Source organism: Mesorhizobium maamorense (assembly GCF_044998965.1).
In the GTDB taxonomy this organism is placed as follows: domain Bacteria; phylum Pseudomonadota; class Alphaproteobacteria; order Rhizobiales; family Rhizobiaceae; genus Mesorhizobium.
In genome coordinates, this window is the sequence record NZ_CP173356.1 from 5,292,996 (window position 1) to 5,305,888 (window position 12,893).

Sequence of the window (12,893 nt, forward strand, 5' to 3'; positions counted from 1 at the left end):
GGGAATTCGCCTTCGCATGAATCGTTGAATCAGATAAGCTTGCCCTTGGGATAGAGGACGATCAGGAGGGGGTTTTGGCACTTGCTGCCGGCAACACGACGCGTCTGTGGGCGCTTGTCGCGAAGGAGTTTTGGCGCAAAACGCGCCGGCGCCTGCGTGCCGGACCGGTTTATCGCTGGCGCTATTCCGGCCGCACGCCCGAACGGGTGCTGATCGCGCCGCCGGACCTGCGGCTGGCCGACCCGCAGATCGCGCTTGAGATCTACTATGGCCGCTATCCCTTGTCGGGACATATGGTCGAGACCGGCGGCAAGTCGCCCTTCCAGATCAGCGTTCCCAATTACGGCTGGCAGAAGACGCTGCATGGCTTTCGCTGGCTGCGTCACATGCGCGCCGCCGGCACCGAGCTTGCCGCCGCCAATGCGCGTGCGCTGGTGTCCGACTGGATCGCCACGCATGGAAACAACATTTCCGGCATTGCCTGGGAGCCCGGCACGGCCGCCAAGCGCATTATCGCCTGGCTGCAGCATTCCTCGATCGTGCTGCAAGGCGCTGAATTCCCGTTCTACCGCGCCTTCCTGAAATCGCTGGCCGTCCAGATCCGCTACCTCAGGTCGATGGCACGCGAAATGCCTGACGGCAAGGACAGGCTGCGCGCCCGCATCGCCCTCGCCTTCGCCGCCCTGTCGCTGCCGGCGCCCGCATCGGCGCTGCGCGGCGCCACCCGCAATCTCGCCGAGGAACTGGACCGCCAGATCCTTCCTGATGGCGGCCACATCTCGCGCAACCCAATGGCGGTGCTGGAAATCCTCGCCGACCTTTTGCCGCTGCGGCAGACCTACGCCAACCAGGCGGAAGCGCCGCCACAGGCCCTGATCGGCGCCATCGACAGGATGCTGCCGGCGCTGCGCTTCTTTCGCCACCAGGACGGCAGCCTCGCCCGCTTCAACGGCATGGGCGCCACCATCCATGACCGCATCGCCAGCATCCTGCGCCACGACGACACCGCCGGCTCGCCGCTGCTGCATGCACCGCATTCGGGCTATGAGCGGCTGTCCATGGGTGGCGTCACCGTCATCGCCGACACCGGCCTGCCGCCGCCCGTCCACGTCTCCAATGCCGCCCATGCCAGCTGCCTTGCGTTCGAGCTGTCGTCGGGCCGCCAGCATTACATCGTCAATGCCGGCATCGACACCTATGGCGCCGCCGAATTCCGGCCCCTGGCCCGCGCCACCGCCGCGCATTCGACCGCCACCATCAACGACACCTCGTCGGCGCGGTTCAGCCATTCGCTGCGCATCAACGATCTTCTGGGGTCGCCTTTGATCGGCGGCCCGCAGCATGTGCAGTGCAAGCGTATCGACCAGAAGGGCGTTCAAGGCTTCATCGCCCGCCATGACGGCTATATCCAGCGCTTCGGTTTCCTGCACGAGCGCGAGCTGAAACTGTCCTCGAACGGCAATGTGCTGACCGGCAGGGACCGCTTCCAGCGTCCTGGAGGTGCGGCGATCCGCAACAATGGCCGCGATTTCGTCACCGTGCGCTTCCACGTCCATCCCGACATCAACCTTTTGCAGGACGAGCATGACCGCCTGGTGCTGACCGCCGAGCAGGCCGACAGCTGGGTGTTCACCTGCACCGAGATGGTGCCGGAGGTCGAGGAATCGATCTACTTCGCCGGTCTCGGCGGCCCGCGCCGCAGCCGGCAGATCGTGCTTGCCTTCAAGCCGTCCGACATCGCCGAAGTCCACTGGCAGCTCACCCGCACCTCTATCGCCGGCTATCCCGAAAACAACTGACCGCGCCGGCGCTGACCGAGCTTGCGCCTTGATTTCCTGATCTCATATGATACGGCGCGGGCCTGCCCCTCCAGCCGTGAAAGCACGCCCATGGCCGTCGCCGCCAAGAACATTCCCGCTCCCGACCTCGTTCCCGTGCGTCGTGCGCTGCTCTCCGTCTTCGACAAGGCCGGCCTCATCGATCTCGCCAGGGCGCTCGCCGCTTCCGGCGTCGAGCTGGTGTCGACCGGCGGCACGGCAAAAGCGATCGCCGATGCCGGCCTGGCGGTTCGCGACGTCTCCGAGCTCACCGGCTTTCCCGAGATCATGGATGGCCGCGTCAAGACCCTGCACCCGTCGGTGCATGGCGCCCTGCTCGGCGTTCGCGATGATCCCGATCACGCCGCGGCGATGCACAAATATGGCATCGAGCCGATCGACCTGGTCGTCTGCAATCTCTATCCGTTCGAGGAAGTCCGCCGCTCCGGCGCCGACTACGCGGCGATCGTCGAGAACATCGACATTGGCGGCCCGGCGATGATCCGCGCCTCGGCCAAGAACCACGCCTATGTCGCCATCGTCACCGACCCCGGCGACTATGCCTCCGTGCTCAATGCGCTGGAGATGAATATCGGCTCGCTTTCGCTGGATTTCCGCAAGAAGCTCGCGGCCAAGGCTTTTGCCCGCACCGCCAGCTATGACGCGGCAATCTCGGGCTGGTTCGCCGAGGCGCTGGAGATCGAGCACCCGACCTGGCGCGCCTTCGGCGGCAGGCTGGAAACCGTGATGCGCTATGGCGAGAACCCGCACCAGGGCGCCGGCTTCTATGTCAATGGCGACAAGCGGCCGGGCGTGGCCACGGCGCGCCAGCTCCAGGGCAAACAGCTTTCCTACAACAACATCAACGATACCGACGCCGCCTTCGAGCTGGCCGGCGAGTTCGACCCGGCGCGCTCGGCCGCCGTCGCCATCATCAAGCATGCCAACCCGTGCGGCGTCGCCGAGGGTTCGACGCTGAAGGCCGCCTACGCCAGGGCACTGGCCTGCGATCCGGTCTCGGCCTATGGCGGCATTGTCGCTGTGAATCGCATCCTGGACGCCGAGGCGGCCGAAGAGATCGTGAAGACCTTCACCGAGGTCATTATCGCGCCCGGCGCCACCGACGAGGCGGCAGCGATCGTGGCCGCGAAGAAGAACCTGCGCCTGCTGGTCGCGGGCGGCCTGCCGGATCCGCGCGCGATCGGCACAACCGTCAAATCCGTCGCCGGCGGCCTGCTGGTGCAGGGCAGGGACAACGCCGTCGTCGACGACCTCGAGCTGAAGGTGGTGACGAAACGGGCGCCGACGCCGGCCGAACTGGCCGACCTGAAATTCGCCTTCCGCGTCGCCAAGCACGTCAAGTCGAACGCCATCGTCTACGCAAGGGACAGCGCCACGGTAGGCATCGGCGCCGGGCAGATGAGCCGCGTCGATTCCTCGCGCATCGCTGCCCGCAAGGCACTCGACGCTGCGGAAGCGGCGGGCTGGGCCGAGCCGCTGACCAAAGGCTCTGTCGTCGCCTCCGACGCCTTCTTCCCCTTCGCCGACGGCCTGCTGTCGGCCATCGAGGCCGGCGCCACGGCGGTGATCCAGCCCGGCGGCTCGATGCGCGACGACGATGTGGTTGCCGCCGCCGACGAGCATGGCATCGCCATGGTGTTCACGGGCGTGAGACACTTCAGACATTGAGCGCCTCACCCTCCCCCTTGTGGGGAGGGTCGGCGAGCGATGTTTGCGAAGCAAAGCTCGTGAGACGGGGTGGGGCCAGCGCCGTCCCCCACCCCGCTCCGCTTCGCGGATCGACCCTCCCCACAAGGGGGAGGGTAAATCACTCCGCCGCCCGGTCCGCCGGATACGGCGTCCTGATCAGGATCGCCATGCCTATGGCCAGGAACAGGATGATAACCGCCATGCCGAGCCGCGCCGAATCGCTCACCGCCGTGATGGTCGCCACCAGGAACGGCGCCAGGAAACTGGTCGCGCGCCCGGCCAGCGCATAGATGCCGAAATAGCGGCCGGATTCCGACGCCGTAACGCTGCGCGCCATATAGGACCGCGATGACGCCTGCACCGGCCCGAAGGCGAGCCCGATCAGCAATCCATAGAGGATGTAGGCCTTTTCCGCGGCGGTGCCGAACAGGCCCCCGGAATCGGTGGTCGAGAGCTGGATAAGCCCGAGCAGCGTGAAGCCGGGGCCGGTCGAGACGACGCCGATGGTGGCGACCGAAAGCATGACCAGCGCGATCATCACCACCGCCTTGGAGCCGAGCGCGGTGTCGAGCCGCGCAGCGATCCAGCAGCCGAAGATGGCGACGACGTTGAGGATGATGCCGAACATGCCGATCTCGGTGATCGACCACTGGAACATGCCGGCCGCGAAGGTGCCGCCGAGCGCCAGCAGCGCATTGACGCCGTCCTGATAGATCATGCGGGCGACGAGGAAGCGGAAGATGCCGCCGCGCCTGCGCACCTCGACCAAGGTCGACTTCAGCTCCGACAGGCCTTCGCGCACCGCAGGCTTGATCGGGATGCCTTTGATGGCATCGGGAGTGAAGAGGAACATCGGCAGGATGAACAGGAAATACCAGCCGGCCGACAGCGGCCCGGTGGCGCGGGCATCCTCGCCGAGCTTCGGGTCCAGCCCGAACAGCGGGTCGAGGCCGATGATGGTCTTGCCGGTCTCCTGCGATCCGGCCAGGAACAGCACGACGAAGATCAGCGCGATCATACCGCCGAGATAGCCAAGCCCCCAGGCCATGTTGGAGATGCGGCCGATCTCGCTCTTCGGCACCAGGCGCGGCATCATGGAATCGTTGAAGACGGTGGAGAATTCAGCCGCCACCGAGGCCAGCGAGAACAATGCCACGATCAGGAACAGGTTCGAGCCGGGCGCGGCGAGCCACAGCAGCGCCAGGCTGGCGATCTTGATCGCCGCGAAGAAGGCGATCCACGGCTTGCGCGGCCCGGTCTGGTCGGCGATCGAACCGAGGATCGGCGACAGCACGGCGATGACCAGTCCGGCCGCGGCGATGCCGTAGCCCCAGACGGCCTGGCCGGTGGTCGGATCGCTGGCCATGCGCGAAACGAAATAGGGGCCGAAGATGAAGGTGGTGACGACCGTGAAGAAGGGCTGCGCCGCCCAGTCGAACAACATCCACCCCCAGATGCCGCGCCCGGACGCCCGCTGCACTGCTACTTCGGCCATGTCCCCTCCGGTCGCCTTCGTTTCGTTGGGCGGTTCACCCCATGTCTGCATGTTTTCCGCTGGTCATGCAAACGAACACGAGTCGCGCGGCCGTTCTTTGGCTTACCCGCCTTCATTCCGACGAGAGCAAGGGCGCCGACCCTAGCTCCCCCTTGTGGGAGGTCGGACCGAAGGTCCGGGTGGGCGTCCGGCGCCGCCCCTCCCCGCTGCTTCGCAGGGCACCCGCCTGGGACGGGTACGTCAGGCGATGGCTCACATCCCCGTCAGATCGCTCATCAGGCCCGATGCCACCGACAGCCGCGACACGGTGATGTCGCCGCCCTCGGTCAGCGCCTGCAGCCGTTCGCGGGTGCGGCCGATCCTCTCCCCGCCGGCCTCCAGCCACGCCGCCACCGGGTCGGCTGCCCCGGCGTGGTTCACGAGTGCCGCCACCGCGATGCCGCGCCGCGCGGTCCCGATCGTGTCGGTGGCGCGCGACAGGGCGAGCTGGTCGTAATAGTCCGCCGGTGTGATGGAGCGGGCCGCCTCCTCGACGCGCGGAATACGGAAGGCGTCGCTGACCGCGAAGAAGGCCTTCGCCGCGGCGACGATGTCAGCGCCTGCCGTTCGCGCCGTCAGCGCGATGTCGGGGATCAGCTCCGCCACATCGGCCAGCGCCAGTTGCGCTGCCAGCCTGTCCGGCGCCCCGGCCTTGACCAGTCCATGCCGCTTCTCGTCGATCCGTTCGCGCGAATAATCGGGGAGCAGCGAAACGAGTTTCGGCTCCAGCGCCTTGCGAGCCTTCTGCAATTCGGCGATGCGCTGGGCAAGCGGCGCCGTGCCGGCGTCGTTCTTCAAGTACCAGCCGCTGGTCACGTAGATCAGCCGGCTGACCGCCTGGTAGAGATCGAGCTGCATCTGGCCGTCGATCTGATTGTCGAGTGCGTCGATCTCGCGGTAAAGCGCCGGCAAGGCAAAGCCGTCGCGCACCACGGCGAAGGTGCGCACCACGTCGGCGGCGGTGCGCCCCGTTGCTTCCCGCAACCGGTTGACGAAGGAGGGACCGCCGCGGTTGACCAGCTCATTGGCGACGACGCGGGCGATGATCTCGCGGCGCAGGCGATGGCCGTGGATCTCGGCGGCATATTTCTTCGCCATCCGGTCGGGGAAATAACCCATCAGGTCGCGGTCGAAATGCGGCTCGTCAGGCACGTCGCTTGCGACGATGTCGGAAAACAGCACGATCTTGGCATAGGCGAGCAGCACGCCGAGCTCGGCCCTGGTCAGCGGCTCGCCGCGCGCCTCGCGCTCGGCAAGGGCCGCCGGCGAAGGCAACGTCTCGACCGTGCGGTCGAGCAGGCCGCGCGCTTCCAGCGCCGACATGAAGCGGGCCTGGTGGGCGATGTCGGCGAGGCCGCGCTTGCGGGCGATGGAGAGCGCCAGCGTCTGCTGGTAGTTGTTGGACAGGACCAGCTCGCCGACCTCGCCGGTCATCTCGGCGAGAAGCTTGTCGCGCGCCGGGCGGGTCAACGACCCTTTGCGCATGGCGGACGCCAGCGCGATCTTGATATTGACCTCGACGTCGGAACAGTTGACCCCGCCCGAATTGTCGATGGCGTCGGAATTGCAACGCCCGCCATTCATGCCGAATTCGATGCGCGCGCGCTGCGTCACCCCGAGGTTGGCGCCCTCGCCGATCACCTTGGCGCGCACGTCGAGCGCGGTGATGCGGACGGCGTCGTTGGCGCGATCACCGACCTCGGCGTTGGTCTCGGTCGAGGCCCGCAAATACGTGCCGATGCCGCCGAACCACAAGAGGTCGACGGGCGCCTTGAGGATGGCGCTCATGATCTCGACCGGCGTGGCGGTCGTCTTGTTGAGGCCGATAGCAGCAGCAGCAGCGGCCGGCAAGGTGATCGATTTCTGGCCGCGCGAGACGATGACGCCGCCCTCGGAGAGCTTGCTCTTGTCGTAGTCCTGCCAGCTCGAACGGGGAAGAGCGAACATGCGCTGGCGCTCGGCCATCGATGCCGCCATGTCGGGATCGGGATCGATGAAGATGTCGCGATGGTCGAAGGCTGCGATCAGCCTTGTCTTCGGTGACAACAGCATGCCGTTGCCGAACACGTCGCCCGACATGTCGCCCACCCCGACGACGGAGAAGGGCGTGGTCTGGATGTCGCGGTTCATCTCGCGGAAATGCCGCTTGACCGCCTCCCACGCGCCCTTGGCGGTGATGCCCATCTTCTTATGGTCGTACCCGGCCGAACCGCCGCTGGCGAAGGCATCGTCAAGCCAGAAGCCATGGCTTTCACTGATGGCGTTGGCGGTGTCCGAGAAAGTTGCCGTGCCCTTGTCGGCGGCAACGACGAAATAGGGATCGTCCTGGTCGCGCCTGACAACGCCGGCCGGCGGGATGACGCCGTCGAGGCCGATATTGTCGGTGATCGACAAAAGGCTGGATACGAAGTTCTTGTAGGCCGATGTGCCGGCTTCGAAGATGGCGTCGCGGCCGGCGCTCATCGGCAGCTTCTTCGGATAGAACCCGCCCTTGGCGCCGACCGGCACGATGACCGCGTTCTTGACCTGCTGTGCCTTGACCAGGCCGAGCACCTCGGTGCGGTAATCCTGGGCGCGGTCCGACCAGCGCAGGCCGCCGCGCGCCACCGGACCGAAGCGCAGATGCACGCCCTCGACCTCAGAGCCGTAGACGAAGATTTCCCGCCACGGTCGCGGCTCGGGCAATCCGTCGACCGAACGCGAATCGAGTTTGATCGCCAGCGACTGGCCCTTGGCTTTCGTATCGGCAACGAAATGATTGGTGCGCAGCGAGGCTTCGATGAGATTGAGGTAGCGGCGGATGATGGCGTCGTCATCGATGTTGGGAACGTCTTCCAGTGCGTCCCTGATCTTGGCCTTGAGATGCTTTGCCGCCACCACGCCTTCCGTCTCGGCCGTCGGCCCGAGCCGGGCGATGAACAGCGCGTGCAGGCCGCGTGCGATCTCGGGATAGCGGTTGAGGGCCGCGGCGATGAAATCCTGGCTCTGCGGGATTCCGGCCTGCTGCAAATAGCGACCATAGGCGCGCAGGATGGTGATTTCGCCCGACCACAGGCCTGCGGTCTGGGCAAGGCCGTTGTAGCCGTCATTGTCGACGTCGCCGCGCCACACCGACAGGAATGCGTCCTCGAACAGCGCGCCGCCATTGCTGAGGTCGATCGGCTTTCCGTAGCCGTTCTCCAGCTCCATGTCGTGGATGAACACGGTGCCGGGCTGATCACTATCGATCATGCCGGGCTGGCCGCTATTCCCGGCCTTGTCGTCGCCGACCTCGAAGGTGCGCTCGCTGATGACGCGGAAACCGATGTTTTCCAGCACCGGCACGCGCCGCGACAGCGCCACCGGGCTGCCATGGTGATAGATTTTCAGCGCCGCCTGATGCGGCTTCTGCTCGGCATGGCGATAGTAATCGATGGCGATCGGATTGCTGGCGCTGATCTTGGCGATACGCCCGGCATCGACCAGCGCCACACCGGCGCTGAAGGAGTCCCGGTAGCTTTCCGGAAATCGTGCCGCGATCCTCTTCAGCGCCGGGTCGCTGCCGCTGGTTTCCGCCGCCTCGGAAAGGGCATCCTCCCAGGTGCGCACGATGTCGCGGATCGCCGCCTCGATCGTCGCCTGTTCGACCTTCGGCGTCTTGCCGCCGGAGCGGCCGATGATGAAATGCACACGCGCCAGCCCGCCTTCCGGGAAGGCCGGGTAGTAGGCCGACAGCCGGCCTTCGAACACCGTCTTGAGGTAGGTGCCGACCTTCTCGCGCACGACGCTGTCGTAACGGTCGCGCGGCACGAAGACGAGAATGGAGACGAAGCGGTCGAACTGGTCGGCGCGCACCAGTGCCCGCACGCGCGGCCTCTCGACGAGGCCCAGAATGGCCGCGGCATGCTTCCTCAGGATGGGCACCGGCACCTGGAACAGCTCGTCGCGCGGATAGCTCTCCAGCACGTTGATCAGCGCCTTGCCGGAATGGTCGTGCCGGTCGAAACCGGATTTGGCGATGACGGTTTCGGCCTTCGACCTGAGATAGGGGATCTTCATCACCGAGCGCGTGTAGGCGGTCGACGTGAACAGGCCGACAATGCGCAGTTCGCCCGCCAGCGCGCCCTTGGCGGTGTAGGTCTTGATGCCGATATAATCGAGATAGATGCGCCGGTGCACGGAAGACTTGGCATTGGCCTTGGTGACGATCAGCGGCTCCGGCCCATGCAGGAAGGCTCGAATCTCCGGCGTTGTCGTCACCGCTTCGGTGCCGCGCCGCAGCACCAGCACGTCCAGGTCGGACAATATGCCCAGGCCAGGCTTGTCGGCACGCTCCAGCGTGCCGCTTTCCTCGCCGCCGACATATGTGAATTCGCGCATGCCGAGGAAAGTGAAATTGTCGTCGCGCAGCCACTCCAGGAAGGCGATCGCCTCGGCCACGCTCTTCTTGTCCAGGGGTACCGCCGAATAGCGGAATTCCGAGATCGCCTGGTCGAGGCGGGCCAGCATCGGCTTCCAGTCGCTGACGGCTGAATGGACCTGGCCGAGTATCTTGCGCAGCCGCTCTGCCAAGCCGTTCGCCTGCTCCGGGGTCAGCCGGGGAATATGGACATGGATGACGCTCAGCCGGTCGTGGCTGCCGTCGTCCCTGGCGAAATTGCCGTCGCCGAGAATTTCCTCGACGCCGTCCTTGCCATGGCGGACGGTGATGACGGGATGGGTGACCAGGGTCGGCTCGCCGGCACTCTCGGTGATCTCGCCGAGTATGGAATCGAACAGGAAAGGCATATTGTCGTTGACGACGGTGACGATCGTGACGGGTCGGCCCTCGCGAACGACGCCGGAATCGGTGTCGACGGCGACGGCGCACGCGCCCTTCTTGTGACCGGCGACCGCGCGGCCGGCGAGATCCGCGGCGCGTTCGAGGTCGGCCACCTCATAGGCGGCAATGTCTTCCGCCGGCGCGCGGGCGAGCAGGTAGTCGGCGAGCCTGGCTGGCCTTTCCTGCGTCTTCGGCATCGCCGTGGCTTTCTTCTTCGACCTGCTTGCCGATTTCACGCTGGCCATGACGCTTCTTTCCTCCCGTCGTATGCTTTTGCGGACATCTGTAGCAGATGACCGCTATTTGGCGACAAAGGTTTGACGGCGTGCCAAGAATTATCGCAATTCGGCGGCAGCCGGCGACAAACGAGGAGGAATGCCCATGACCGACAAGATCACCGCGCTCGATCTCGCCGCCGCTGAGCTGAGCGATGCGACTAGGACCTATTTCGCCAAATGCGAGGAGAAGCTCGGCCTGGTCCCCAACGTGTTGCGCGCCTATGCCTTCGACGACAAGAAGCTGCGTGCCTTCACCGACATGTACAATGATCTGATGCTGGGTGATTCAGGCCTGTCGAAGCTGGAGCGCGAGATGATCGCGGTCGCTGTCTCCTCCATCAACCATTGCTACTACTGCTTGACGGCGCATGGCGCCGCCGTGCGGCAGCTGTCGGGCGACCCTTCGCTCGGCGAGATGATGGTAATGAATTTCCGCGCCGCCGATCTTTCATCGAAGCAGGTCGCGATGCTGGAATTCGCGGTCAAGCTGACAGAGGAGCCGGCCAAGATCGTCGAAGCCGACCGCGCGGCCCTGCGTATGGCCGGCTTCACCGACCGCGACATCTGGGACATCGCCTCCACGGCCGCCTTCTTCAACATGTCGAACCGGGTGGCGGCGGCAATCGATATGCGCCCGAACCCCGAGTACCACGCGATGGCAAGGTGACGAGCAGGGCCTGACCTTGCCATACATTAGCTATCTCTCATTCTCATTGCTTGTTTGCCGGTTTGGTCCGATGATCGCCGGGCGGCATGACCGCATGCCGGTTCGATGCCGCCGAAAAGGGAGGAGAACATGGCGAAATTTCTCTATGTCTATCACGGCTCCGGCAAGATGCCGACCGAGGAGGCCGAACGCAAAGCGGCGATGGATGCCTGGAACGGCTGGTACGGCAAGCTCGGCTCGGCCGTGGTCGACGGCGGCAATCCGGTCGGCATGTCGAAGACGGTGCTGCCCGACGGCAAGGTCGAGAACAATGGCGGCAGCAACCCGACCGCCGGCTACACGATCGTGGAAGCCAGGGACATCGACGATGCCGTCGCCAAGGCCAGGGATTGCCCGATCCTGATGAACCCGGCCTTCAGCGTCGAGATCGCGCCGATCGTCGAAATGATGTGACGGTCACGAGCGCGCCGCGATCGCCGCGGCTGCACCGGCCATGGTGGTGGCGCTGACGCGGTTGGCAATTCTCATGGCGCGCTTGCTCTTCAGGAGCTTGCGCGCCTGGGCGGCGGCAAGCACCCAGGCAAGGTCGATGATAACAAGCACCACCGCCATGGTCGCCGTCAGCTCGATCCAGCCAACCACCGTCACCGAAGCAAGGTCGATGATGGTCGGCAGCAAGGCCAGGTAGAATATCATGATCTTGGGGTTGCCGAGCGTCACGGCCATGCCGGCGAAGAACAGTTTGCCGGGCGAGTCCTCGCGCGGCATCTCGCCTTCTTTCGCTTCGACAGGCGCGGTCCACATCTTCCAGGCGAGGTAAGCGAGATAGGCGACGCCGACCCATTTGACGATGACGAAAGCGAAATGGAAAGTCTGCGCCACCACCGCCAGCCCGAACACCGCCAGCGACAGCCAGATGCCCTCGCCGATCCACATGGCGAGCAGGAACGGGAACACGTCGCGAAATCCCTTGGCGATGACGCGGGCGACGAGTGCCGCGATCGAAGGACCCGGCGAACCGGCGGCCACGAAGAGCGCGCCGGCGAAGATCAGGAGCGAGGTGAGATGCATGGTGAGGATCTCGGCTTGAAAAACCTTCAATGCCAGACAATAGCGCAAGCGATCGAGTTTCGGTAGCATCAACATGCTTGCCGGCCCGGCATCTCGCGGCTAGATAGATCGCCGCGAAACAATTTCGAGCTTCACTTTGCCTACGTAACCGCCGGTCTCGTCAACTCCCCCGACACAATGCATGGCGCCGCCACAACGGTGCCTTTTTCCATTTCATGTGTTCCTCTGGGCGGCGGTTCGAGACCGGTTTGGCACTGCTGAACCGCTGTCGCATGCGCCGCGACGCCTGATCCCAAGAACCGCAGCCTACCGCCACGCCGCGCCCGCTTGGGCATCTCGACATTGCCGACCTGATGAACTTCCCGACGGGAAGGGCTTATCGGCATGTCTTCTATTCTGCGTATCCGCTGGACGGTCGCGCCTCAAATCGCACCACGTCCCCTGATCACCTGCAATCGCTGCGGCGACATCAAAGCCTATCGCAGCAACGGAAAGTTCCGCGTCAACGCCAACGGCAAGCGCATTGACGTCTGGCTGATCTATCGTTGTATCAACTGCGACAATTCCTGGAATTTCGGCATTTTTGAGCGCCGCAACCGCCGCGACATCGAGCCGGCGCTGCTGCGGGCGCTGGAGAGCAACGATGCAGCACTTGCCCGGCGCCATGCATTCGATGTGACCGCACTGCGCGGCCAGGTGGGGCGTGTCGAGGAGTTTCCCGACGTCGACGTGCACAAGACGGCGCTTGGCGGGACAAGCGAAGCTGCAAGCGTGCTGGAGCTCCGGCTCGGGCTCGAAATGCCGATATCGCTGCGGCTCGATCGTTTGCTCGCCAACGAACTCGGCATCTCACGGTCGCGACTTCAAGCCCTGGAGGAGAAAGGCCTGTTGGTTGTCGATTGCGACGGGGCCAAGGCTTTGCGCAAGCCGGCACGCGACGGGACGACGGTCCGCGTCGATCTGGCCGGCGAACCCGACCGGCAGGCCATCATATCTGCCGCCAGGGGATGAACGG

Annotated in this window: 8 protein-coding genes; 5 read left to right on the top strand and 3 right to left on the bottom strand. The window is 65.2% G+C overall.

Annotated elements, in window-relative coordinates; genetic code table 11:
• Nucleotides 1-74: 74 nt before the first annotated feature.
• Entirely contained in the window at nt 75-1,799 is a 1,725-nt protein-coding gene (locus ACIU1A_RS26475) for a heparinase II/III family protein (protein ID WP_140518222.1), read from the top strand.
• A gap of 90 nt (nt 1,800-1,889) precedes the next feature.
• On the top strand, nt 1,890-3,506 hold the full coding sequence (gene purH / locus ACIU1A_RS26480) for a bifunctional phosphoribosylaminoimidazolecarboxamide formyltransferase/IMP cyclohydrolase (protein WP_404925637.1): 1,617 nt from the start codon (nt 1,890-1,892) through the stop codon (nt 3,504-3,506).
• Between the two features lie 139 nt (nt 3,507-3,645).
• Here the strand turns inward: purH and ACIU1A_RS26485 are convergent, their stop codons facing one another.
• On the bottom strand, nt 3,646-5,022 hold the full coding sequence (locus ACIU1A_RS26485; RefSeq protein WP_140518061.1) for an MFS transporter: 1,377 nt from the start codon (nt 5,020-5,022) through the stop codon (nt 3,646-3,648).
• Between the two features lie 252 nt (nt 5,023-5,274).
• Nucleotides 5,275-10,107 (bottom strand): NAD-glutamate dehydrogenase, encoded by a 4,833-nt coding sequence (locus ACIU1A_RS26490; RefSeq protein WP_404925638.1) that lies wholly within the window; start codon nt 10,105-10,107, stop codon nt 5,275-5,277.
• 136 nt (nt 10,108-10,243) lie between these two features.
• Between ACIU1A_RS26490 and ACIU1A_RS26495 the strand changes: the two genes are divergently transcribed.
• Together ACIU1A_RS26495 and ACIU1A_RS26500 are read left to right on the top strand one after the other, a co-directional pair.
• Nucleotides 10,244-10,807, top strand: coding sequence for a peroxidase-related enzyme (locus ACIU1A_RS26495; protein ID WP_140518063.1), 564 nt, complete (start codon nt 10,244-10,246; stop codon nt 10,805-10,807).
• A 129-nt stretch (nt 10,808-10,936) separates the two neighbouring features.
• Nucleotides 10,937-11,260, top strand: a complete 324-nt coding sequence (locus ACIU1A_RS26500) for a YciI family protein (protein WP_140492873.1) — start codon at nt 10,937-10,939, stop codon at nt 11,258-11,260.
• A gap of 3 nt (nt 11,261-11,263) precedes the next feature.
• Here the strand turns inward: ACIU1A_RS26500 and ACIU1A_RS26505 are convergent, their stop codons facing one another.
• Complete coding sequence (locus tag ACIU1A_RS26505; RefSeq protein ID WP_404928018.1) at nt 11,264-11,878, bottom strand: LysE family translocator; 615 nt, start codon at nt 11,876-11,878, stop codon at nt 11,264-11,266.
• 384 nt (nt 11,879-12,262) lie between these two features.
• On the opposite strand from ACIU1A_RS26505, the gene ACIU1A_RS26510 reads away from it, so the two are divergent.
• A complete protein-coding gene (locus ACIU1A_RS26510) occupies nt 12,263-12,889 on the top strand; it encodes a DUF1062 domain-containing protein (protein ID WP_224704323.1) in 627 nt (208 codons plus the stop codon).
• The last annotated feature ends 4 nt before the right edge of the window (nt 12,890-12,893 follow it).

Bases quoted from the DNA above. Each gene is read 5' to 3' on its own strand.
- purH (WP_404925637.1), top strand. From the start codon at position 1,890: ATGGCCGTCGCCGCCAAGAACATTCCCGCTCCCGACCTCGTTCCCGTG.
- ACIU1A_RS26485 (WP_140518061.1), bottom strand. From the start codon at position 5,022: ATGGCCGAAGTAGCAGTGCAGCGGGCGTCCGGGCGCGGCATCTGGGGG.
- ACIU1A_RS26490 (WP_404925638.1), bottom strand. From the start codon at position 10,107: ATGGCCAGCGTGAAATCGGCAAGCAGGTCGAAGAAGAAAGCCACGGCG.
- ACIU1A_RS26495 (WP_140518063.1), top strand. From the start codon at position 10,244: ATGACCGACAAGATCACCGCGCTCGATCTCGCCGCCGCTGAGCTGAGC.
- ACIU1A_RS26500 (WP_140492873.1), top strand. From the start codon at position 10,937: ATGGCGAAATTTCTCTATGTCTATCACGGCTCCGGCAAGATGCCGACC.
- ACIU1A_RS26505 (WP_404928018.1), bottom strand. From the start codon at position 11,878: ATGCATCTCACCTCGCTCCTGATCTTCGCCGGCGCGCTCTTCGTGGCC.
- ACIU1A_RS26510 (WP_224704323.1), top strand. From the start codon at position 12,263: ATGTCTTCTATTCTGCGTATCCGCTGGACGGTCGCGCCTCAAATCGCA.